The organism is Haloferula sp. BvORR071, from assembly GCF_000739615.1.
Taxonomy (GTDB): domain Bacteria; phylum Verrucomicrobiota; class Verrucomicrobiia; order Verrucomicrobiales; family Akkermansiaceae; genus Haloferula.
This window is the reverse complement of the sequence record NZ_BATP01000024.1, coordinates 131,477-151,374: the sequence shown is the minus strand read 5'-3', so window position 1 is coordinate 151,374 and position 19,898 is coordinate 131,477. Positions and strand designations below refer to the sequence as shown.

Here is a 19,898-nt window from a genome sequence, read left to right as displayed (position 1 = left end):
GAACATTGGGATTCGACATTCGCGAACGTGCGGCCCGCCAAAGGGCCAAGCGGGAGCCGATGAAGATTACCACTGATCATTCAATGAACGACAACCAATTCAACCTCGCCGCCGATATTAACCTCAATCTGGGAGGCCGCTCTTTCACGGCAGCCGTCATCGAGAGCAATTGGCAGCAGATCTGCCGCCACGTCGGTAGAACGTTTGTTACCTCCGCGGGCGTTCTCGACTCGATGCACGAGCTGGGCATCCAATACACCCTCGATGGATCGAAGCTGAAGAAGGCCAATGCGATCGGCGACATTCTAGGCACCAAGCATTTCAACCTCCCGTCCACCGGCTCTGGTAAGCGCGCGTTCTATCTGCCCGCGATCGGAATGAGCCAGGCCGAGCGCGAGCGATTTGTGCAGCTTCCTCCCGCAGATATGGTGGCGGAGATCCGGCGCACGACCGAAGCCGTCCTCTCCCGTGAAGTCGAGACCGCCGACGATACTGAAGACAAGGATTTAGCTGCCTGAGCCCGACGGTCTCCACCCCGTCCATGCCCGCTCGTAGAGCATAAATAGCAGCGCCACTGGGGCGTCCGGATATCCGGACGCCCCTCACGCTTAGTGGAGAGAAGCTCCAACAAAGGAGTTCATCTAAATCAACTAAGACGATATGCTCTACCACTATTCCGATCCTGATGAGTCAGAGACCTGCCCGAACCGAAACGACATCCTCCGGAAGTTCGAGGCGAGCCGCGAGGCCATCTTCCAATCCATCCGTCGCCCCGTGGCCACCGTCACCGAGCTTGCCCTGTTCCTTCAGCCCTACACGGCAAAAGAGATTGATCAGGTGCTGCTCGACGCGTTGCTGCGTGCTGTTGCCTTTGACGGCGAGCGAGCATTTGAGCTGGTTGCTCGCGCCGCACCCCCTCGGCATCAATTGGTGAAGGACTACTCGCCAGCTGAGACGGCACGCCTCTACTCGGAAGCCTATCACCGCTTCAATTCGGCCGCCTAGAATTCTATCGAGTCACTCGTCTAGAGGGGGCTACCAAGCATTCGTGCGCGGTTAGCCCGCGCTGTCTTTGACAAGTGGTAAAACGGTGAGGCGGGTGCTCGTCAAGTTGGTCGAGCACCCCGCCTCCGGCGGGAAGCCGGTTCGCTCGCGTGAGCGATCGCCCGTCCGGGGCCTGCGCCGGCGCTCTTGTACCCGTACCGATCAAAGCACGCTGCTTTGGCTGGCACTCACGCAGCGCTTACACACCACCTCGGAGAACCTCGGACCTGAGTCCGCGACCTCTAATCGAAACCGAGCAGGCCTGCAACGCCCCGTCATACGCCCTCCCCTCGTCTTTCCACCACTCGACCAGCATGCCGACGGTCTCAGACCTCTAACCAATCATCTTCAATGAAGCCACACATCAATATCGTCCATTCCGCTGATCGAGCGGCCTTTGATGACGACATCCACAAATTTCTCCGCTCTCGTCCCTTTTGGCGTCGCGGAGCACGGGACATCCTCGCAGCCGTTGGCAGCGGTCAGCCCGTAGAGATCTCGCGAGCCATCCACCGGAACCGCACGTGGTTCGTTCGTGCGCGCTGCGAAGCGATCGAGATTCCCGAGCCTGTGATCGCGTCTCTGGCGGCGATCCAAAAATGGTGGAAGAACTGCCGCGGTGGTTCGGGCCACATCGTGGTCGTATCGCAGCGTGCGATCGAGACGCGGCTCTTTCCGTTTGGCCCCGATTCCGACAATCGCGTGTTTCCCGACGTCTCCTGGTTTGCTGAAGGTCTGAAACTCCGCGGTCTTCCCAGCGAATTTGTGGACGCAGCCGGTGAACCGCTTTACCTCGTGTTCGGCGCGTTGCCTATGCGGCACTACCTCGTGGGCCGCGCACCTGCTGCTATAGAGGTCGCAATTGCGCGAGAAGCTGCGCATGCTCCCTCAATCGGAAGCCGGAAGCTCTCCGCGCTGGCCCGCGATCAAGAGCTTCTTCGAAAGCGACTGCGTTACCTCTCGGGGACCAAGGCAGATTTAAAGCTCGCCGGCCCGACGAGGAAGAAGACCCACGATCCGCTGCACGCGCAGAAGATCGCTTCGATCGTCGACCATCTCACATCGAACCTAGCCGAGATTATCCGGCGCGAGCGCCATCTCATGTTCACCGCAAAGGAACTCGTTGACGTCGGGCGGCGGACGGGTCTCCTCGGGGCGCTGGATCGGGACCGCACCGTTGCGGCCCGTCAGATTGGTGTGGCTCTGGGCAAGCGGCATTTGAAGAGCCTCCGGATGAAGGGCTGCGGTGATGCTTGGTTCCTGCCATCAATCACCATGGACGACACAGCACGGGAGCGGTTCTGGGATCTGGAAACGGAAGGGCGTGTCGCGCTCTACCTATTGATCCGCGACTCAGTGGTTCTCGGAACCCACTTCTTAGGCTTCAAGGGCCCGCAGCCATTCACGCTCGACACGGCATTCTGGGCTCGTCTCGCCGCAGACCACTACACGGTCAACGGACTTAGCCTCGATAGGTTCCTGTGCCCTGAGGGCAACATCCGCGAGCGATCGAATACAGGCGCGCATTCTCTGCATGTGGCGATCGAGCACATCCTGATGGCGCTGATTGGCGGTCTTGGTTCGTGCGCGTCCCGTCCCCTGCCAAGCGATTGGGATAATCAGATTACCGGGGACAACGTTTCGGACGACGATTACCTCTGTCACGTATTCGCCCACATTGCGGAGAAGAACATCCACCCGATTCTTTGCCACACGCCTCCGTATTACCGCGACGAGTGAACACTGAGGTAGCCGACGGCACACATCCTCAACCCCGCGTCAACTTGTGCGCCGTCCCGCTTTGACCACGGAGGGTGGGAGAATTGACGGGAATTTTCGCTTGTGTTTTAAAATCAACACTTTGCGCATGCCTTTAATCCCTGAGCACCTTCGCCGCGAGCTAGTTCTGAACTACCGAATCACAGACGTGGCTCCGCATGCGGAGGTCGCAACGCCCGACCATCGTCCTGAGGTCCGACTCTTCACCCCCAATGCGAATGCGGTCTGGCTTCTCACCGAACTCAACCCAGACACCAATGTAGCTTTCGGCTTAGGCGATCTCGGGGTGGGAAGTCCGGAGCTTGGCTACATCGATTTGGACGAACTGGAAGCGTTAGCGGCCGTCGAGGGATTTGAGATCGAAGTCGACCTGGAGTTCGACACGATGCGGAGGCTCTCGGAATGGGCTGAGCGGGCTCGCGTTGCCGGGCGAATTGAGGACTGGTAGCCGGAGGGATAACCCACATGCGGGTTCTTGGTAGGTAACCGGCGGAGCGATGCTCGATCGGCTCGCAGGATTCTCACAACGCGAGCGGTACAGGCGGGCTTGACGAGCATGCGGATCCAAAATTTCGACCGAACACGGCAACTTTACCGGAGGTCGTATCTGTGTCTTCATTTTGGCTACAAGCGCTAACGGTTCACCAGGGGCTGCTCGCCTAGCCTGACACGCGTCACTCCTTCTTGTTCTGGTCCCTCAACGCCCGGACAACTTCCTCGGCGACGCGACGGTTGCCATACGAGTTGGGATCGCTGGACTTGCCGGCCAGCGACTTTGCGACCGATCGTTCCATCGCGAATGTGTCGATGGCCTGAGCGGCAGCTTGAGGATCTTGGATCGCAGCGCAGACCAACCTCACTCCGTTCCACAAGACGTACCCGCCCACCAACGCGAAGAAACTCATGAGAGCACAGACGCCCAGATTCACCACAATGGAATCGTCACCTCGGTAGAATGCGAGGAAGCAGAACGCCAGAAGCCCCGCTGCGACGTTGATGAGGAATTGGGGCAGCCTATCCATCCACGCAAGGCAGACCAACACCACGATTTCGACGAGAAGGCAGATGAAAAACATAACGGAAAAAGGAAATCTCGATTGAGGCTATCTGGGTGGCTTCTCCTTTACCGTTCGCTCCGCGCGCTCTGACGCCTTGCCCGAATTGGGCTTCTTCGCATCCTTCATGTTTGCGGCGACGTTGAGAGTGCCTAGGACGATCGCGATAAGTCCAACAGCCGAGAGAATGTTGGCGACTCGGTCCCGCTTCTCATAATCTTCGACCTGAGCTAGCGGCACGGCTGCATTCAATGGTGTGTTGCCAAGCAACTCGTCGAGCGTCGGAGCTGTGCGTTCACTGCCACTGCCCAAAGGACTGGTGACGCCCACAATCTCACGAACCGTGGTCCATCGCCCCTCAGACTCGCTCCAGGCGTCGTCTTCAAGAACGACCGACCTTTCATTCAGCATGCCCGGCAGCTTGTCCGCGGGGAAGGGCCCGTAGAGCAGGTCTCCACGCCGTATTGTGATGGCAGCGTCTTTCATTCCTGAATTTCGGGGTCCAGCTCGTCTACCAGTGTTTGCAGCCGCGCCTTCTCGGCTTCCAAATCTGGCACGTCTGCGCCGGCCTTCCGCGCGGTCTCAATCTTCAGCTTCGCCGCCGCGAGATCGGCACGGGCTTTCGCGAGATTATCGGTCGCAGGTTTCTTGATGGGGGCCGAAGGTTGTGGGTCGCCGGCACCAGGCGGCTTGGCCTTGGGGTTCCACGACGGATCTTTCTCCAGTTCCGCGATGTCCTTCGCCCTCTGCTTCTGGCGCTCGGCCTCTCGGGCATCCAGCTCCGCCCTTTCCTTTGCCTTCTCTTGCGCTTCGCGAGTTCCTTGGGCGTCCAAGTAGGGCCGAAGCTCCTCAGCGGAAGCGCGGGCCGCTCCGGGCGCCTCGAAGTCCAGGTAACCTTTTGAGGTAAGCATCCCGAACACGATCATCGCCGGAATCCGGCGAGGTGCGCCGTCAACCGTCTCCATCTGCTCGGGTCCTAGATAAATGCCCACAAGCTGGGCAATGGACGTTCCCTCGGTCAGCGCAATCTCATCCAGTGCCCGCGGATTGTCCGGATGGAGGACCCATTGTTCCCGGCTCGCCGTGTGGGATGCCATGATGAAACCATCGCCGACCTGATCGACCACGAGCCGCCCGGGAAGGATCGCGAGCTTCCCTTTCCGCTCCTGCGCCGAGAACATGATCTGACTGGCTCCGAGTGCCTTCTCATAGTAGGCGAACGCTACCTCCCAGTTCGAGGAGCCCGAGCGCTTGATCGGCTTGCCGTGGATCTGGTCAGCCGAAGAAAGTGCGCGGGGAAGTGCCGTCTCGCTCGACGAACTGGTGGCTTGTTCACTCGGGCTCTTACCCTGCCCCTTCACAAAGAGGGCAGCACCGGCGAGCATCGCAAGAAAAACAATGGCGGCTGCCACCTTGGGGCCGGCAGGATTGCGGCCACCCGATGGGGGCGAAATTGAGGGGCCTACTGCGAATACGGAAACGGTGCGACCACAATTGGGGCAGGCAATTTGCTGGCCGGCGAGATCGGGAGGCGCGGAAAGGCCCTGCTGGCAGGCTGGGCAATTGAAGCGGATCAGAGAGGGATTCACTCGGGCAATACATCACAACCGTGAAGTATTTGTCAATTCGGTCACCCGTTAGCCTCCAACGCTGTGAAGCGGTTGCCATGGCCGGAAATCCTCATCGAGTCGATCTCGCAAGAGATCAGGCTTCGGCGTGAGGAATTGGGGCTGACCGTTTATGCACTTTCCCAGTCGAGCGGCGTTTCGCAGCAAGGGATCGCCTACTATGAGAAGGGCACCCGGCGACCGTCCCTGGAGGGACTTGCTAAGGTGGCAAAGGGTCTAGGCTTGGAGCTGTCGGAGCTTATCGCAAGAGCGGAGCGCCGCATTTGAACAAGATTCCAAAGCGAGGGAGAGACCAGGCCAAACTCGCAATCTTGACCCGCAATTTTTTATGGTCGGGTGAAGTTCATCATCCGCGACTCTCGTCCTGTTTCCGTTCCTGGCACCTCTGTTGATGCAGCCGTCCCCGGAGATTCGCCGGCGGCGCTCTACCGGTTTTTCCGGGACGTGGTGGAAGCCGAACCGACTTTCGAGCCTGACAAGGAACTTCTCGTGGTGGTCTGTCTCAACACCAGACTGGTGATGAAGGGTTGGCACGTGGTCTCGCTTGGTTCGCTCAATGAATGCCTCGCCAAAGTTCGCGAAGTGCTTCGCCCCGTTCTCCTCACCGGCAGCTATGGATTCGCGCTGGTTCACAACCATCCGTCCGGAGATCCTTCACCAAGCGAAGCCGACAGAAGGTTCACCAGACGCATCGACGAAGCCGCCCAAATGATGGAACTCCGCTTCCTTGATCACGTGATCGTCGGCATGCTCGCATTGGGCGGGGCTCCTTACTTCTCGTTTCGCGAGGCGGGAATGATTTGAGGTATCCTCTCGACGAGTCGCGACTGCCACGGGCTCTCCGGCCATCCCCTCCCCGATCGCGCTACATGCAGGTCATCAAGGTAGCGGATGATCTCAACTGCTGGGACTCCGAGCATCCGGAGAACCACTCCCAGCAAAGTTCCGGTCCTTCCCCTGCCCGCCGCGCAGTGGACCAACACCCCATTGCCAAGAGAAAGCTCCCCGACAACTCTTTTGGAAATCCAGTGAATGCGACTCGCCTCGGAACCAGGTCTATCGGGTGTTGCCGCGACGCTCAGATCATCGAGTTCGCAGGCATCCAACGAGAACAGCGGTGCGGGATCGTAGCCAGGGTATTTGGATGCCAGGCAAACGACGCTTCTGAACCCAAGGTCATGAAGCCGGCCCCAGTCTTGATAACGACACGGGAACTCGCAGCCAGCCAGCGGGGCCGGATGATCCAGAACCTGATAGAAACGTCTTGGCGTTCCGAGCGGAGCGCCCAGCGCTTTCTCGACTGGTACGAGGTAGGGGGGTAGGGTCACGGCCAGAAATAGCCCGCATTAGGCGGTCTTTCCATCTCACTACAGCCGTCAATCCCCTCACCCTTCTCCTGCTCCGGGAACTCTCACTCAGTTCTCCCTTCTCTGCTGATCGCACTTGCCATATCATCTGCTCGCTGTGCGCATCCTCTCCTTCATCCTGCTTCTCAGTTCGATTGCCTCCGCCCAAACCAACGTCTCCAAGATGCTTGAAGACGGCCTCAAGGGCGCTGTCGCCACGTTGACTCCCCTCTCCGCGCCGGAGAAAACCGAAGTGCTGACCGCGACCGCTACCTTGTTAGTCAAACACGTGACCTTCAGGCCGGACGGAACGGCCTCGTCCACCTATTACGGAAAGTCCCAGTGGCCGGTCGAGTGGCGGAAGCTCGTGGTCCGTTCGATTACCAAGCAATCGGTGTCCGACGCAGACCGCCTCAACGGGGTAACCCGGAGCTACCTTGCCGGCCTTTCCTGCGACGCCAGCCGCGACTGGAAACCCGATACGACCGCCTGGTCTGAGTGGCATGCGACCGGTTTCCTCTACTTTCCCTCCGCGATCATCGTGGAAGAGAAGAATGGCGTGCTAACCGCCAAGGGTAACGCGCAGCTTCCCAACTTCTCACCCGGCCCCGGGCCTTCGCTGATGGACAAGCAAGCCAGCGGAGCAAAAAGCGATGGGCTGCCGCCGGGAATGACCCGGATGAAGTGAATGTGTGCTCACGGCGACAAGTCGTGTTTGAGCCGGGAATGTTGTTTGGTCACAGGTGGAGTGGAGGCCGGAAGCGAATCCCGGCTAGTACCTCCCGCTGGCCGTTGGCATCACATTTCCCTTCAACCTCCTGCTCGGCATCCCGCTGTTCACTTCCTTCGCCCAGCGCCTCGCCAGCTAGTGAACCCGATGCACCTACTTGAAGCCGCTGAAAAGCGGCCATGCGATCCAGCCGCCCTCGGTGTGCTTGTCCAAGGTCCGCGTCTGATCGCCGCGCCGCTCCCGCACCTTGTTGAGCGCGGTGTGCTGGTCGAAGGCGATCTCCCGTAGTCCAGCCACACTGAATGAGGCGTCTTCGATCGCGAAGCTGGGGCGCGGGTCCATCTCGTCGGTGGTGCCGCCGTAATTGAACAGACCCACGATCTCAGTGCTCCCCCCGCGTCCAGTCGAAAAGCGGACGCCGCGACCCTCGTGCTTGACGCCGAGGCACCAGAGGTCGCCGCCGTCGTTACGCACGAGGCCCGTATCGCTGGCACCCTCGGGATTGAGCTGGCGTGCCCAGCATTTCTGGCCTGATTTCCTGAGATGGAGATGTGCCGGGCAATCGGTCGCGAAAATTTCCCCCGCTCCGTCGCCGACAACGGTGACCCCGCAGCTCTCCACGATGAGAGCATTGGAGGCGGAAGCGTTCACGACAGCAACCGGCGCGCCGCCGAAGGAATCGATATTCTGGAACTTCACCCTCGGAGCTGAGGCATCGTCCACTACGAAAGCTCCGTCTTTCTCGCCCAGAATGCGGGCCCATCCAAGTCCCGTCACCAGGCGGACCGGCGCGGGCACCCGGACCGGCCTGGAGATGGTGAACCAATTCGGGTCACCGCCGCCGCATCCGCGGAAATAGACCACCGTCTTCCCTTCCGCCGCCGCGCGGTCCATCGCGCTTTGGATCGCGTCGCTGTCGTCGATCCCGTCACCGGCCACCGCGCCGCAATCGTCGGCGCACAGCCATTTTCCGGGCTCGATTTCCCACGGCACCACCGGCTCGCGTTTCACGGGAAGCCCCAGTGACCGGAGCGGCGTCCCCTCGAACAGCCTGCGTCCCGGAGTTGAAGTATATTCTCCGATCTCTCCGCCCTCGATGGAGCCTCCCGCCGAGTCACCGGCCAGCACCTGACGATAGCCGTGGCTTGTCACGTCACGCGCGTAGAGGACGCCACGATTGAGGATGGCTGGGCCCGTAGCACTGGTTGTTCGGAAACTTGCCCCTTGAAGCGCGACAACTCCGCACCAGTGGGCCCAATCGTTGGGTACCTGGATATCGATGCCCAGAGGGGTGTTCTCCACCTTGAGATCCTCGATCGCGGCAACGTTCGCGGATACGATCACGCCCGTCTTGCGAGCATTGCGGATGGTGACGCGCGACAAGGTCTGGCCCCAGATCCACTGGCTCAGCACGCCGGTCTCGAAGCCATCGATCTCCACATCCTGCACAAGGTTCGGGCCACTTTGCTCGAGAAAGCCGGCATTGATGCCGATCTTCCCCCGCCCCCTGATTCGGACGTCCTTGAGACTTCCGCTGTTGGTCGCGTAATATCGGATCCCGTCGGTCTCCGGGTTGTTGCCGACGTCGATTGTGAAATGGCGGAGGTTTCGCATGAACCAGTCGGCCGAAGTAGGGCCTTGCTCTTTCGGATGAGTGCGGAGGACGGCGGTCACGCCCTTCACGCCATCGTCGAGCTTCAACACGACCCCATCGCGGGACTGCCCGTAGAGCCACGGCCCGAGCGCGCTCTTCACCACAAGCGACCGGGTGAGCCTGTAAATACCGTCGGGGAGCAACAACGCGTTGCTCTTGCCCCTGTGGCCGGGGTCCATCCCGCAGCTTGCGTCGATGGCGCGCTGAAGCGCGTCAGTGTCGTCCGACTTGCCGTCGCCCTTCGCGCCGAAGTGGCGCTTGGCGTCGAGCACGGCTGGATCGTCCGGGAAGCACATGCCTGTCGGCGGCTCGGCGGCGGAGAATCCTACTGAAGCAACCAGCGCAATGACGGGGGCGATTAAGTTCATGGCCCAAGCGAATACGCTGGAGGCCTCGTGGACATTTCTTTTTCTGATCCGGTGCCTCCATCAACTCAGCCAGCAGCGGCGCTATCGCCGTGGCCCACATGTCGTAGGCCGGCTTCTTGAGGTTCAGCCGGCCGAGGTCGTGGAAGCCATCGCGGCGCTTGCCGTTCATTCGGAGCAGAGCCTTGCCGAAGTTGAGGCACCGCACGGTCTTGCCATCATCGAGCGCGGCGATGCCGGACATCTCGCGAATCTCATCGGGACCCGCTCTTGAGATCATTGCGCGCTCTTTGTCTGCTTCTCAAGCATTCCGGTGCGGCCGGTCGACTTCCTGATCTCGTTCGATGATGAGTCCGATCTCATCAAATTGCCTGGGGTCTTGACCTGCGAGTCGGATTCCTTCGTCCACCAACGCACCCCTCAGATAGCAACGCAAGGCACTCGCGAGTTCGCGGATTTCCACATCGCTCAATTCTTCCTCTGGCTTGTCGAAGCGATTCGGATCGCACTCCCGCCAAGCTGCCAAGGTCGAGTCGGACATATAGTAGGTGAAGAATTCCTCGTCGTGGGACCTGCGCACCAATTGGCAGGCCGACAGCACGCGCTCGCGCCATGACTTGACTGGATCCATCAGTTCCCGGAGGGCTCTTGAGACGTTCTCCTGCAAATACAGGTGTCCAGATCCCGCCGGATGGCTGGAGTGTTTTCGGGTGTCGCGTTCCACAGCTTTTTATTCAAAAGAATGCATCCCGGCGTGACCGAGCATCATTCATTGTTGGTTTATTCGCATCGCCGCGGGAGCTTGACCGGTATTTGCACATCCGGCCCCAACCCGTTACGGCCGCCCCAGAAATGCCAGGGGCGGCCGATTTCGAGATGCGCCGATGGCCCAAGACGGGAAGACTTCTTGGTCGGCCCGCCGCGGCGGAGGGCTTTAGCCCTCCTTGGGCACAACGACCTTTAGCAGCCCTTCCTTCCTCTCAACGGTCACTTTGTCGGCCTTGACCGGACCCGGCAGGGTGAGTTGCTGCGAGTAGTAGGCGCGACGCGTCACCGAAGCGGTCTCGCCGTCATTCGCCTTTGATGGTGTGTCTTCCGCTGACGCTTCGATCTTGAGGATTCTGCCCTCGATGGAGGTCTTGGCGTTACTCACGTCGCGCTCGGGAAGATAGGCGGTGACAACGTAGTTCGAACCCTCCTCTTTCACGTCGATGAACGCGCCGAATCTCGGCTGGTCGAAGTAGTCCAACAGCTCCGGGGACCCGGAAACCTTTCCGAAGGCGCTCTGGAAGATCTCATCCATCTCCTTCTGGAGGTCATCCATCTGCCTCAGGACATCTCTCTCCCACTTGGAGGGAGTGAGGAGGGGCGCAGCCGGAACCGCGCGCAAGTAAGGCGGCGCAGTTTTTTCGGAGCCCTTGGGAAGGGTCACCGTAATGACGCCATCCTCCTTCTTGCGCTCGATCACCGGTTCGGCTCCAACCAGGACTCCGCCAAGCACCACGCTTTGCTCGTAGCGCCCCAGGTGCCCGCCCTCCGGAACAACGATATGAAGGACGTCGCCCTTCAGAGTGACTTCCACCTTCTCCAAGTCCCGGCCCGGCAAGTCCAGCCGCAGCATGTAGTTCTTCTCCTGTTCGCGGAGATCAATCGAAGCCGATACGACCGAGGGAGTGCCCCTCTTCCGAAAGCTCTTCCACGTGTCGCGGAACTTATCCGACATCACGTTCTGCCAGTCCTGGATTTTCTCCAGAACTCCCTGGCCCTTCCCCTCATCGGCCCGGAGCAATGGCGCTGTCAAAACAACTGCTCCGGCACCGACGGCTATTGCACCCGCCACCACACAGGTGCCTTTCTTGCGATCCAACAGGGATTTCATAGGTCACAATAGTTTTGTTAGAGTGAGCTAATAATGAAGTGGGGACGGGTGGCCCGCTCGGTATAGGGAGCGGACCACCACATCCGTTGATGTAGGTTGCTGCCTGAGCCATCTTGCAGAGGCTCATCGGCGGGCGCGTCTCAGGTTTCTCCCTTAATTTCGATCACCCGGGGTTTCGACGCCTCGCTTTTGGCGATGTGGATCTCCAGCACGCCGTGCTTGAACCTGGCCTCCACGCTGTCCGGGTTTACGTTCTCGGGAAGCTGGAACACTCGGGAGAACGCCCCGTAGGCGCGTTCCATGCGCAGATAGCGCACGTCGTCGCTCCATTCGGGCTTGCGTTCACCTTGGACGGAAAGGCTGCGGCCTTCCATCCGGACCGAAACGGCATCCTCCCGGACACCCGGGATCTCAACCTTCAGCAGGTAGCCGCCGTCGTTCTCCGCAATGTCCACCACCGGACTCCAATCCGGTGAGGCTGGGGTTTCACCTTGGTTGCTTGTTCCGTTCTGCGGGGAGCGGCCGAGGATGCTGGACAGACGACCATGCACATCAGCCAACTCGCGGAACGGGTCCCATCGAATCAATGCATTCATATTTCCAGTATGGATAAGGCGGGTGGTTGATCTACCAGCCCGCTCGCCCCGCCGGGTCGCGAGCGAGCCGGTTCAATCATGGAGCGACAGGATCGGGGCATCTTGTCTGGAGGAGATGAAATTTTTTTCGTTGAAGAGCGCCATGATTCGCCGCTGCAAGGGTTGAAATTCCCGGGCAGTTGTACATGATTTCTCCCCATGAATCCCGATCCCTCGGAAGTCCGTTCAAGGGCCATCGAGACGACGATGGCCCAGTTCAATTTCGCCAAGGTTGTGGCTGCGGCAGCCGCCGTTGGCTGGAACATCAGCACGCGCCCCCAACAAGACGGCGGGGTGCCGATCCCGGATGAAATGAGACGTATCGCCCGCGAGCTGTTGGAGAAGGCGTGGGACGACGAGGAGGCGCAGAACTGCGAATATTGCCATGGTGGTCTCAGGGCGAGCCGGACCGATGGCTGTCTATCTCTTCAGTTCGTCATTGAGGAATCCTACTTCGTTGCGGCCGTGGACGCCGTCGAACCCGCGAGCCCGGAGGAATGACCTCATTCGCTGCTCCTTCATCCATCTTCCAATGAGCAATGGCCCCGTCCTGCCGCGGGGGGGTTGAGGCGTCTGCCCCCCGTCCGCAAGACGTGCATGGGCGTGCTTCGTTCGGCAGGCAGCGTGGTATGTGCCGATGCGGCAGAGCCAAACGCTTTGCTATGCACCCCAACGCGGCATCGACTTTTCGCTGAGCAAGGGTCTCGGGGAAGTTGTCCGCATCCGACTTTGAAGACACTGGCGGCAAAGCTGGCAGAGAACGCCAACTTACCCCCCGATGCGGTGATTTGCATCGCTAGTTCGTGGGGAGGCCCGCACGGTGCGGCCGATGAAGCACTACTTCGCCGCCCTCAATGCCTTGTTGGATACTATTGATCCCATCGACCAGATTCAAAACCTGAAGGTCTTCGCTGCCATCGACGCAATCACCCGGACAATTGAACAGAGCTTGGACATTCCGGAACCAACGGTAGAGAAGCTGCGCAAGTTTCGCTGGGAAGCGCTTTACGCGATTGTTCCGGGGGAATTGACAAGGCATCTCCCCACCTCCCATTACATCTCGGAGGCACGGTTCGCTCTGCGGCAAGCTGCCGAGGAGCTTGTAAAGGACGACTAAGTCCGCCATCGCGCGCATGCGATTCCCAAGGATCCACTCCACCGCCGCTTGACGGCCCGGCGGGTATGATGCATCGGATGATTCATGGAACCCGACCCAACTGACTATTGGTGGGGGCTCTTCTTTGGGGCCGCCGCGCTTCTTGTCGTCACCGTCATTGTAGGGATCGCCTACTATGTCGAGAGCGACCCCTTCCTGCCTCTCCGAACTCCCGTCCACCAGACAGGCCCATAGCTGAGCAGATGGGCCGCCTCGGTTAGCTTGCCGGGGCGGCTTCTCCCAATGGTGGCAAATTGCCATTATTTATAAATGGAAAATTCCTTTGATCAGGAACAGGCTGACCCTCCATGACGCCACCAGAGCTACCAAATGAAATAGGCAGCCTGTATGAGCTTCGCCTCAAATACCCCCACCGGCTCTACTCGGAACTTCTCGACGCTTTCACCATGGCGCGAACAATAATGCCAGAGGGAAGCCGGGAACAGCTGAAGACGATCGCGTCTTACATTTTGGATACCGCAGTTCCCCGACAGCCATCCCAGGAACTGGGATTGGGGCAAGGGCCGGCGTCTGAAGCGAAAACGCCCAAGTCCGCGGACGATGAATCGGCGCCCATGTGACGCTGCGGGTAGCGCTCCGCTCACACCGCCCGCTTGCTCAGCCACTCCCATTGGGATGACTCAGGCTTGAGGCGATGGAGACCCTTGCTCGCAGCGCTCCTTGCAAAGTTGCCTGATTGCGGGAAACTGGGTGGGATATCTCGGCCTTGGCCTTAGGCCTTGATCCAGCCATTGAAGAGAGCGCGGCCTGTAGGATAGGGCGGAGCTGTCATAAGTCTCTGGTGCGTCCAGTGCCCGTACCGCCGGTGAAGGGCCGGAGGCTCTCCGGCATTTCGGAGGTCCATCACCGGCGCTAAATGTCGCGCAGCGGGGGTGTTAGGGCGCAGGAACGTCCTGCACTGCCTTTGGGGGTGCGGGTATATAAGAGGTCCGTGCCTATGGCGCTCTCTGCCACGGGAGGCTGGGCGATCTTTCCGCCAACGAGGGAAGGAGGTTCTTCCTTCCGATGTTCACCAGTCGTTGGCATAGAAGCCTGTCGACTTTAGTTCAGTCTCTGGTTGCGGAGGCGGAGAGCGTTTCCGATCACCGAGACACTGCTGAGTGCCATGGCGGCCCCGGCAATCATCGGATTCAGGAGCCACCCCGTGAAGGGGTATAAAATCCCTGCGGCTACCGGAACCCCGATTGCGTTATAGAAGAAGGCGAAGAACAGGTTCTGTCTGATGTTCTTCATCACGGCTCGGCTAAGGCCGAACGCTCTTGCGATTCCGCGCAAGTCTCCTTTGACCAGCGTCATGCCCGAGCTTTGGATGGCGATATCGGTTCCGGTCCCCATCGCTACGCCTACATCGGCTTCAGCCAGCGCCGGTGCATCGTTGATGCCGTCGCCCGCCATGGCGACGATTGATCCTTGGGCACGCAGCTCTCTCACGACCCGGTGCTTGTCTGACGGGCTCATGTCCCCGCGAACATCGTCGATTCCCAGTTCCTTTCCGACCTTGTCTGCAGTTGCCTGATTGTCGCCAGTCATCATGACCAGCTTCAAGCCCATGTCGTGGAGCGACCTCACCGCTTGAGGAGTCGAATCCTTGATAGGATCAGCCACCGCGACGAAGCCCGCAGCAATCTCGCCATCCGCAATCCAGATTACCGTGTGGGCGCGTGCTTGCAGATCCTCCGATGCACGTCTGAGGGTGTCGGGAATTGAGATGGACATGCTTTCAATCCAGCTCGGCTTGCCGATCTTTATCATCCTTCCCTCGACTTCCCCCTGAATGCCGGCCCCGGTCACAGAATCAAAGTTTTTGACCTCCGGAAGCGACAGGCTGCGAGATTTAGCCTCTTCGACGATGGCGTGCGCGAGTGGATGCTCACTCAATGATTCCAAGGCGGCGGCGATGGCTAGCAGCTGATCCTCGCTGCGGGCGTCTGCGGTTTGGATACTTTTGACGGCCGGCCGGCCTTCGGTGAGCGTTCCGGTCTTGTCCGTCACGAGGTAATTCACCTTCTCAGCACGCTCAAGTGCCGCGGCGTCGCGGATCAAGACGCCGAGCTGTGCACCGCGCCCCACTCCGACCATGATCGACATCGGGGTAGCCAGTCCCAAAGCACATGGACAAGCGATGATCAGGACTGCCACGCTATTTGCGATGGCATAGGCGAGGCGTGGATCCGGCCCCCAGATCATCCACCCGGCAAAGGTGAGCAATGCAATCAGGACGACAGCAGGAACGAACCATCCTGAAACCTGATCCGCGAGGCGCTGAATCGGTGCCCGGCTGCGCTGGGCCTCGGCGACCATTTGCACGATCTGCGAGAGCAGCGTAGCTGAGCCAATCTTCTCGGCTCTCATCGTGAACGCTCCGGTTTGGTTGATGGTGGCTCCCACCACACGATCCCCGGTTCGCTTCGCGACTGGAATCGGCTCACCGGTGATCATGGATTCGTCGACGTTGCTGCTGCCCTCGACGATTGAACCGTCGACCGGAATCTTTTCACCCGGTCTTACCCGGAGAACGTCGTCCATTTTCACCTGATCGAGCGGAACCTCCTCCTCCTTGCCATCGACAACACGTCGAGCCGTCTTAGCCGCGAGACCGAGGAGTGCTTGGACGGCTTGGCCGGTCTTGCTTCTGGCCCGGGCCTCCAACCACTGGCCCAAGATCACAAGGCTGGTGATCACGGCTGCCGCCTCGAAGTAAACGGCCACGGCTCCACCGTGACGCAGGGAGTGAGGAAATAGGTTCGGGAAAAGGACGGCGATCGTGCTGTAGAGCCAAGCAGAGCCAACTCCGAGCGCGATCAACGTGAACATGTTCAAGCTCCGATGGAGGAGTGAACGCCACGCCTTTGCGAAAATGAATCCGCCAGTCCAGAGCACAACAATGCTAGAGAGGGTGAACTGGATCCAACTGGACGCGGCAGTGCTTACCGGCATTTTGCCAAGTAAGACCATTTCTCCCATCGCGAGCAGGAAGACCGGGAGAGCCAGGAGCGCACTGATCCAGAGCTTGGTTTGCAGCTTGGCCGCTTCATCGTCCCCTTCGTCGTCCGTGGCATCGGCCACGAACTTGGGTTCGAGGGGCATTCCGCATTTCGGGCAGTCACCAGGATGATCCTGTTCAACCTCCGGATGCATCGGGCAGGTGTAGATCGTCTTCTTTGCCGCCTGCCATGCCGGATTCCGCTCCAGGGCCATTCCACACTTCGGGCAGTCGCCCGGCTTGTCGGATTCCACTCCGGGGCACATTGGGCAGAAGTATTTCGCCGTGCTGGACGGTGTGATGCCGGAGTCATGATGGTGGCCATGTGTGTGGGCGTCGTGACCACCGCAGCAGGACTGCTTCACGGTAGCGTCCTTTGCGGCCGGTTCCGGGGCGGACGACGAACAGCATGATTTTTCCTCCGGTTGGCTCGTCTTGCCGTGAGAGCAGCAGGAGTCTTGCTTGTTTTCATGGGACGCGGGCGGTCTGTGGCTATGTTGATCGTTGTCGCCGTGGTGGCAGCTTGAATGGTCATCGTTCATGGCATCCTCCTTTGGACTTGTTGTTCTTGCCTCCTACAAATTCGACAATCGGGCATCCTTTTAGTGGGCCGCTCCCGTCGCATTTTTCGACCAATTCACCTAGTGCGCGTTCCATTGCTCGGAGGGCCTTGATTTTCTCCCTGATGGTCTTGAGTCTCGCCTTGGCGAATTCTCGCACCTGACGGCGGGGCGTGCGGATGTTGCCGGTCAAGCCCATCAACTCCTTGATCTCGGTGAGGGAGAAGCCGAGGCCTTGGGCGCGCCGGATGAACTGCAATTGGTCGAGGTCCTGTTGCCCGTAGACCCGATATCCCGAGCCGTTCCTCTCAGGAGATTTGACGATCTGCTTCTGCTCGTAGAAGCGAAGGGTTTCGATGCCGACGCCTGCTGCCTTTGCAAGTGAGGTTCGCGTGAATGTGGATGCTTTGGGCCTTTCCATAAACCTACCTTAGGCCCTGTAGCTAGGTACAGGATCAAGAGGTATTTTTGAAAAATCTGAAAACCGCGGGATCCAGCAGGAAAAGGGGAAAGGAAGCTAGAAGCGAACGGTGAAGCCGGCCCCGACACCGTAGTCGGAATCCCAGAGCGCGGTGGCAGAAAGGGATTTTGTCAGCAGGTAGCTGAGGCCGACTTGGTAGGACCAGTCGTCACGGGTGTCGTATTCGACCTCACCGAAAATGCTCAGGCGTGGCGTCAGCATCAGTTCCCGATCAAGGGTTATTCGAGCCTCACCGTCCGAGTCGACCCATGCAGTGGAGAGAAAGTTACCGGGCAGCAGGTAGCGTACCCCGCCAACGAGGCGTTCGTCCTCGCGGGTCCAGTCGACGCCTTCGGCGTGGACGCCGACGAACACGTTGGTGAAGCGGTTGATGAAGCGTTCGTAGGTAAACGTGGTTTCCCATTCGGTATCGCTTACTCCATCCCATCCCGCCTGCCATTCCAGATTGAAAATATTCAGCAATGACGAGGCAGTGATCTGACCCTGGTTCATGTTGCTCATCACATCGGCATAGCCGTAGAAGAGGAACGGATTGTGCTCTTCGTAAACGCCATTGCCGATGGCTTCGGTTTCCGGGGCAGGAGTAAAGCCCTCATAGCGCACGACCCGAGCCATGCCGCTCATCATGTGGTAGAGAATGTGGCAATGGAAGAACCAGTCCCCGGGTTCGTTGGCCATGAACTCGATGACCGTGGTCGACATCGGTTCGACGTTGACGGTGTGCTTCAGCGGTGAGCGGTCGCCTTGGCCATTGATGACGCGGAAGAAGTGGCCGTGAAGGTGCATTGGGTGGTGCATCATCGTCCGGTTGATCATGATGAACTGCACGACCTCTCCCTCCTTGATGTGAAGGTCGTCGTCTGGTGAAAGAGGTCGATTGTTGATCATCCAAACATAGCGTCCCATTTCTCCGTCCAGGGTCAGGCGAAAAGTCCGGCGGGGTGCGTTGTCGGGAAGGGAGGTGTCCTTCAAGGCGCGGAGCTTCTTGTAGGGTGAGAATGGCCTGTCTGGAGGCATTCCATCCGACATCAGCATGGGTGCCCGTGCCGCGTCCTCACGGAGGAGAAAGTCGTACAACTTTGGAGGATTATGCTTCATGCCTTTCATTCCTCCCATGCCACCGCCCATGTCCATTCCCTGCATGCTGTCTTGGCTCATTGCCCCCATGGCCATTCCAGCCCCATCCTTCATATTGCTGTGGTCCATGGTTCCCATCCCCATGTCGGACCCGTGCCGCATTTGGGTGTGGTCCATCTTGCCGACGTCTCCCTCCTGCTCCTTCTTCATGTCCGGCATGTCCATCTTGGAATGATCCATTCCCTGCATGGCCGTGTGGACCTCCTCACTCATCCCTTCCATGGCCATCTTCTTGTGCTTCATCCCACCCATCTCCGTCGAGCCGTGATCCATCCTATTCATGTTCATCCCGCCGTGGTTCATCCCTCCCATGTCGCTGCCATGGCCCATGGAACCCATGTTCATCCCGGGCTTGTCGAAGGCTCCACTTTCAACCATCCGATCGTTCATTCCCATGGTTCCCTGGGGCGTGAGTGCCAGGAGATGCTTCAGGTCGAAGCCCATCATGCTTTCGTAGACAAACGGCTTGGGGATATCCTTCGCAAAGTGCTTCTCTCCGGTCCCGATCCAAAGCGACGTCTTTCCGGAACCGTCCTGGGCGGTTGAGCGAAACTCATAGGAACCGTCTGCCGGAACCTTCACCAAGACATCGTAAGTCTCGGCAATGGCGATCAAGAGGGGCTCATCCATCCGCACCGGCTCAACGCGCTGACCATCGGCAGCAACGATGGTCAAAGGACCGCCGGCCCAGTTCATGTGGAAATAGCTTCCTGCCGCGGCATTGATGATTCTCAGACGGACGGTCTGGCCGGGCCGTGCGGCTATCGACTCCTCCGGCTTGCCATTTGTAATGAAAGCGTCGTAAGCGACGTCAGAGAGATCCATTGCAGGCATCCGCATGGCCTCGCGTTGGAAAAAGTCGCTCAGTGTTCCGGTCTTTGCCGCGCCGAGAACGCTCTGGGCGGTCTTCTTTTCAATGCTGAAGAACTCCGATCCGCGCCTCAAGGTGCGCAGGACCTCCGGGGGGTTCCGGTTCGTCCAATCGGAGAGAACCACGACGTGCTCCTTGGAACTCTCACGTCCGGACTTCGGATCGATCACAATTGAGCCATAGACTCCGATCTGCTCCTGAAGGTGAGTGTGCGAATGATACCAATAGGTTCCATTTTGCCGGATTGGAAATCGATACGTGAAGGTCGCTCCCGGCTTGATCGGAGGAAACGAAACGAAGGGAACTCCGTCCATGTCGGGAGGCACCAGCATGCCATGCCAGTGGATCGACGTTTCGTGCTTCATGTTGTTGTGCACGTTGATCACCGCGGCATCCCCTTCCTTGAAGCGGAGCGTCGGCCCGGGAATGCCGCCGTTGATGGTCATCGCGTGGACAGGCTTGCCGGTGATATTGACGTGTTGTGCGGCAATGGTGAGGTCGTAGAAGACCTCTTTGGCTCCGGCGCAGCCTGTGATCAGAAGCAAGAGGAGGATGCGGATTTTTTTCATTCTGC

Annotated in this window: 20 protein-coding genes; 10 read left to right on the top strand and 10 right to left on the bottom strand. The window is 59.4% G+C overall.

The genetic code is table 11. From position 1 onward, the window contains the following. Positions 1 to 5: 5 nt before the first annotated feature. The 4 genes from BV071_RS13800 to BV071_RS13785 all read left to right on the top strand — a co-directional run bounded on the left by BV071_RS13800 (position 6) and on the right by BV071_RS13785 (position 3,271). Positions 6 to 518: a hypothetical protein gene (locus BV071_RS13800; protein ID WP_265594415.1), complete on the top strand. Its 513-nt coding sequence runs from the start codon at positions 6 to 8 to the stop codon at positions 516 to 518. A gap of 142 nt (positions 519 to 660) precedes the next feature. Beyond that, positions 661 to 1,005, top strand: a complete 345-nt coding sequence (locus BV071_RS13795; protein WP_035608052.1) for a hypothetical protein — start codon at positions 661 to 663, stop codon at positions 1,003 to 1,005. Positions 1,006 to 1,395: 390 nt separating this feature from the next. Next, the gene (locus BV071_RS13790; RefSeq protein ID WP_035608050.1) at positions 1,396 to 2,784 is read left to right on the top strand and encodes a hypothetical protein; all 1,389 of its coding nucleotides are present in this window, start codon (positions 1,396 to 1,398) and stop codon (positions 2,782 to 2,784) included. Between the two features lie 127 nt (positions 2,785 to 2,911). Next, positions 2,912 to 3,271, top strand: coding sequence for a DUF2958 domain-containing protein (locus BV071_RS13785; protein WP_035608048.1), 360 nt, complete (start codon positions 2,912 to 2,914; stop codon positions 3,269 to 3,271). A 226-nt stretch (positions 3,272 to 3,497) separates the two neighbouring features. Here BV071_RS13785 and BV071_RS13780 read toward each other — a convergent pair whose 3' ends face one another. From BV071_RS13780 to BV071_RS13770, 3 genes are read right to left on the bottom strand one after another with little or no spacing between them, the layout of a single operon-like run. Next, on the bottom strand, positions 3,498 to 3,899 hold the full coding sequence (locus BV071_RS13780; protein WP_035608046.1) for a hypothetical protein: 402 nt from the start codon (positions 3,897 to 3,899) through the stop codon (positions 3,498 to 3,500). Positions 3,900 to 3,926: 27 nt separating this feature from the next. After that, positions 3,927 to 4,364 (bottom strand): hypothetical protein, encoded by a 438-nt coding sequence (locus BV071_RS13775; protein WP_035608044.1) that lies wholly within the window; start codon positions 4,362 to 4,364, stop codon positions 3,927 to 3,929. Next, the gene (locus BV071_RS13770) at positions 4,361 to 5,290 is read right to left on the bottom strand and encodes a hypothetical protein (protein ID WP_265594414.1); all 930 of its coding nucleotides are present in this window, start codon (positions 5,288 to 5,290) and stop codon (positions 4,361 to 4,363) included. Before BV071_RS13770 ends, BV071_RS13775 begins: the two co-directional genes overlap by 4 nt. Positions 5,291 to 5,842: 552 nt before the next feature. On the opposite strand from BV071_RS13770, the gene BV071_RS13760 reads away from it, so the two are divergent. The 3 genes from BV071_RS13760 to BV071_RS36130 all read left to right on the top strand — a co-directional run bounded on the left by BV071_RS13760 (position 5,843) and on the right by BV071_RS36130 (position 7,721). Continuing rightward, the gene (locus tag BV071_RS13760) at positions 5,843 to 6,310 is read left to right on the top strand and encodes a JAB domain-containing protein (protein WP_052573337.1); all 468 of its coding nucleotides are present in this window, start codon (positions 5,843 to 5,845) and stop codon (positions 6,308 to 6,310) included. Between the two features lie 660 nt (positions 6,311 to 6,970). Then, complete coding sequence (locus BV071_RS13750; RefSeq protein WP_265594413.1) at positions 6,971 to 7,540, top strand: hypothetical protein; 570 nt, start codon at positions 6,971 to 6,973, stop codon at positions 7,538 to 7,540. 97 nt (positions 7,541 to 7,637) lie between these two features. Then, complete coding sequence (locus BV071_RS36130) at positions 7,638 to 7,721, top strand: sodium-dependent bicarbonate transport family permease (RefSeq protein ID WP_075090912.1); 84 nt, start codon at positions 7,638 to 7,640, stop codon at positions 7,719 to 7,721. 14 nt (positions 7,722 to 7,735) lie between these two features. Here the strand turns inward: BV071_RS36130 and BV071_RS13745 are convergent, their stop codons facing one another. Continuing rightward, entirely contained in the window at positions 7,736 to 9,604 is a 1,869-nt protein-coding gene (locus BV071_RS13745; RefSeq protein ID WP_081885981.1) for a glycosyl hydrolase family 28-related protein, read from the bottom strand. On the opposite strand from BV071_RS13745, the gene BV071_RS13740 reads away from it, so the two are divergent. Then, entirely contained in the window at positions 9,603 to 9,875 is a 273-nt protein-coding gene (locus tag BV071_RS13740) for a hypothetical protein (protein ID WP_081885980.1), read from the top strand. The two genes, BV071_RS13745 and BV071_RS13740, sit on opposite strands and share 2 nt — an antisense overlap. Positions 9,876 to 9,902: 27 nt before the next feature. Here BV071_RS13740 and BV071_RS13735 read toward each other — a convergent pair whose 3' ends face one another. The 3 genes from BV071_RS13735 to BV071_RS13725 form a co-directional block, all read right to left on the bottom strand. After that, the gene (locus BV071_RS13735) at positions 9,903 to 10,325 is read right to left on the bottom strand and encodes a hypothetical protein (protein WP_265594412.1); all 423 of its coding nucleotides are present in this window, start codon (positions 10,323 to 10,325) and stop codon (positions 9,903 to 9,905) included. A gap of 210 nt (positions 10,326 to 10,535) precedes the next feature. Further along, positions 10,536 to 11,468, bottom strand: a complete 933-nt coding sequence (locus BV071_RS13730) for an Hsp20 family protein (protein ID WP_265594411.1) — start codon at positions 11,466 to 11,468, stop codon at positions 10,536 to 10,538. Positions 11,469 to 11,620: 152 nt separating this feature from the next. Then, positions 11,621 to 12,076 carry an Hsp20/alpha crystallin family protein gene (locus tag BV071_RS13725; RefSeq protein WP_035608028.1) on the bottom strand — a complete coding sequence of 152 codons (456 nt, stop codon included), beginning with the start codon at positions 12,074 to 12,076 and terminating at the stop codon, positions 11,621 to 11,623. Positions 12,077 to 12,274: 198 nt separating this feature from the next. On the opposite strand from BV071_RS13725, the gene BV071_RS13720 reads away from it, so the two are divergent. Together BV071_RS13720 and BV071_RS13715 are read left to right on the top strand one after the other, a co-directional pair. Then, entirely contained in the window at positions 12,275 to 12,616 is a 342-nt protein-coding gene (locus BV071_RS13720; RefSeq protein WP_035608026.1) for a hypothetical protein, read from the top strand. A gap of 328 nt (positions 12,617 to 12,944) precedes the next feature. Beyond that, complete coding sequence (locus BV071_RS13715; protein WP_035608024.1) at positions 12,945 to 13,232, top strand: hypothetical protein; 288 nt, start codon at positions 12,945 to 12,947, stop codon at positions 13,230 to 13,232. Positions 13,233 to 14,333: 1,101 nt separating this feature from the next. Here BV071_RS13715 and BV071_RS13705 read toward each other — a convergent pair. From BV071_RS13705 to BV071_RS13695, 3 genes are all read right to left on the bottom strand, one after another. Continuing rightward, complete coding sequence (locus BV071_RS13705; RefSeq protein ID WP_081885978.1) at positions 14,334 to 16,817, bottom strand: copper-translocating P-type ATPase; 2,484 nt, start codon at positions 16,815 to 16,817, stop codon at positions 14,334 to 14,336. Then, positions 16,807 to 17,256 (bottom strand): MerR family transcriptional regulator, encoded by a 450-nt coding sequence (locus BV071_RS13700; protein WP_052573335.1) that lies wholly within the window; start codon positions 17,254 to 17,256, stop codon positions 16,807 to 16,809. Before BV071_RS13700 ends, BV071_RS13705 begins: the two co-directional genes overlap by 11 nt. Before the next feature lie 96 nt (positions 17,257 to 17,352). Beyond that, positions 17,353 to 19,893 carry a multicopper oxidase domain-containing protein gene (locus BV071_RS13695; RefSeq protein ID WP_035608020.1) on the bottom strand — a complete coding sequence of 847 codons (2,541 nt, stop codon included), beginning with the start codon at positions 19,891 to 19,893 and terminating at the stop codon, positions 17,353 to 17,355. Positions 19,894 to 19,898 lie beyond the last annotated feature (5 nt).

Excerpts from the sequence above, each read along its gene's own strand:
- BV071_RS13775 (WP_035608044.1), bottom strand. The coding sequence starts at position 4,364 with ATGAAAGACGCTGCCATCACAATACGGCGTGGAGACCTGCTCTACGGG.
- BV071_RS13745 (WP_081885981.1), bottom strand. The coding sequence starts at position 9,604 with ATGAACTTAATCGCCCCCGTCATTGCGCTGGTTGCTTCAGTAGGATTC.
- BV071_RS13785 (WP_035608048.1), top strand. The coding sequence starts at position 2,912 with ATGCCTTTAATCCCTGAGCACCTTCGCCGCGAGCTAGTTCTGAACTAC.
- BV071_RS13720 (WP_035608026.1), top strand. The coding sequence starts at position 12,275 with ATGAATCCCGATCCCTCGGAAGTCCGTTCAAGGGCCATCGAGACGACG.
- BV071_RS13705 (WP_081885978.1), bottom strand. The coding sequence starts at position 16,817 with ATGAACGATGACCATTCAAGCTGCCACCACGGCGACAACGATCAACAT.
- BV071_RS13715 (WP_035608024.1), top strand. The coding sequence starts at position 12,945 with ATGAAGCACTACTTCGCCGCCCTCAATGCCTTGTTGGATACTATTGAT.
- BV071_RS13725 (WP_035608028.1), bottom strand. The coding sequence starts at position 12,076 with ATGAATGCATTGATTCGATGGGACCCGTTCCGCGAGTTGGCTGATGTG.
- BV071_RS13780 (WP_035608046.1), bottom strand. The coding sequence starts at position 3,899 with ATGTTTTTCATCTGCCTTCTCGTCGAAATCGTGGTGTTGGTCTGCCTT.
- BV071_RS13695 (WP_035608020.1), bottom strand. The coding sequence starts at position 19,893 with ATGAAAAAAATCCGCATCCTCCTCTTGCTTCTGATCACAGGCTGCGCC.
- BV071_RS13700 (WP_052573335.1), bottom strand. The coding sequence starts at position 17,256 with ATGGAAAGGCCCAAAGCATCCACATTCACGCGAACCTCACTTGCAAAG.
- BV071_RS13740 (WP_081885980.1), top strand. The coding sequence starts at position 9,603 with ATGGCCCAAGCGAATACGCTGGAGGCCTCGTGGACATTTCTTTTTCTG.
- BV071_RS13790 (WP_035608050.1), top strand. The coding sequence starts at position 1,396 with ATGAAGCCACACATCAATATCGTCCATTCCGCTGATCGAGCGGCCTTT.
- BV071_RS13795 (WP_035608052.1), top strand. The coding sequence starts at position 661 with ATGCTCTACCACTATTCCGATCCTGATGAGTCAGAGACCTGCCCGAAC.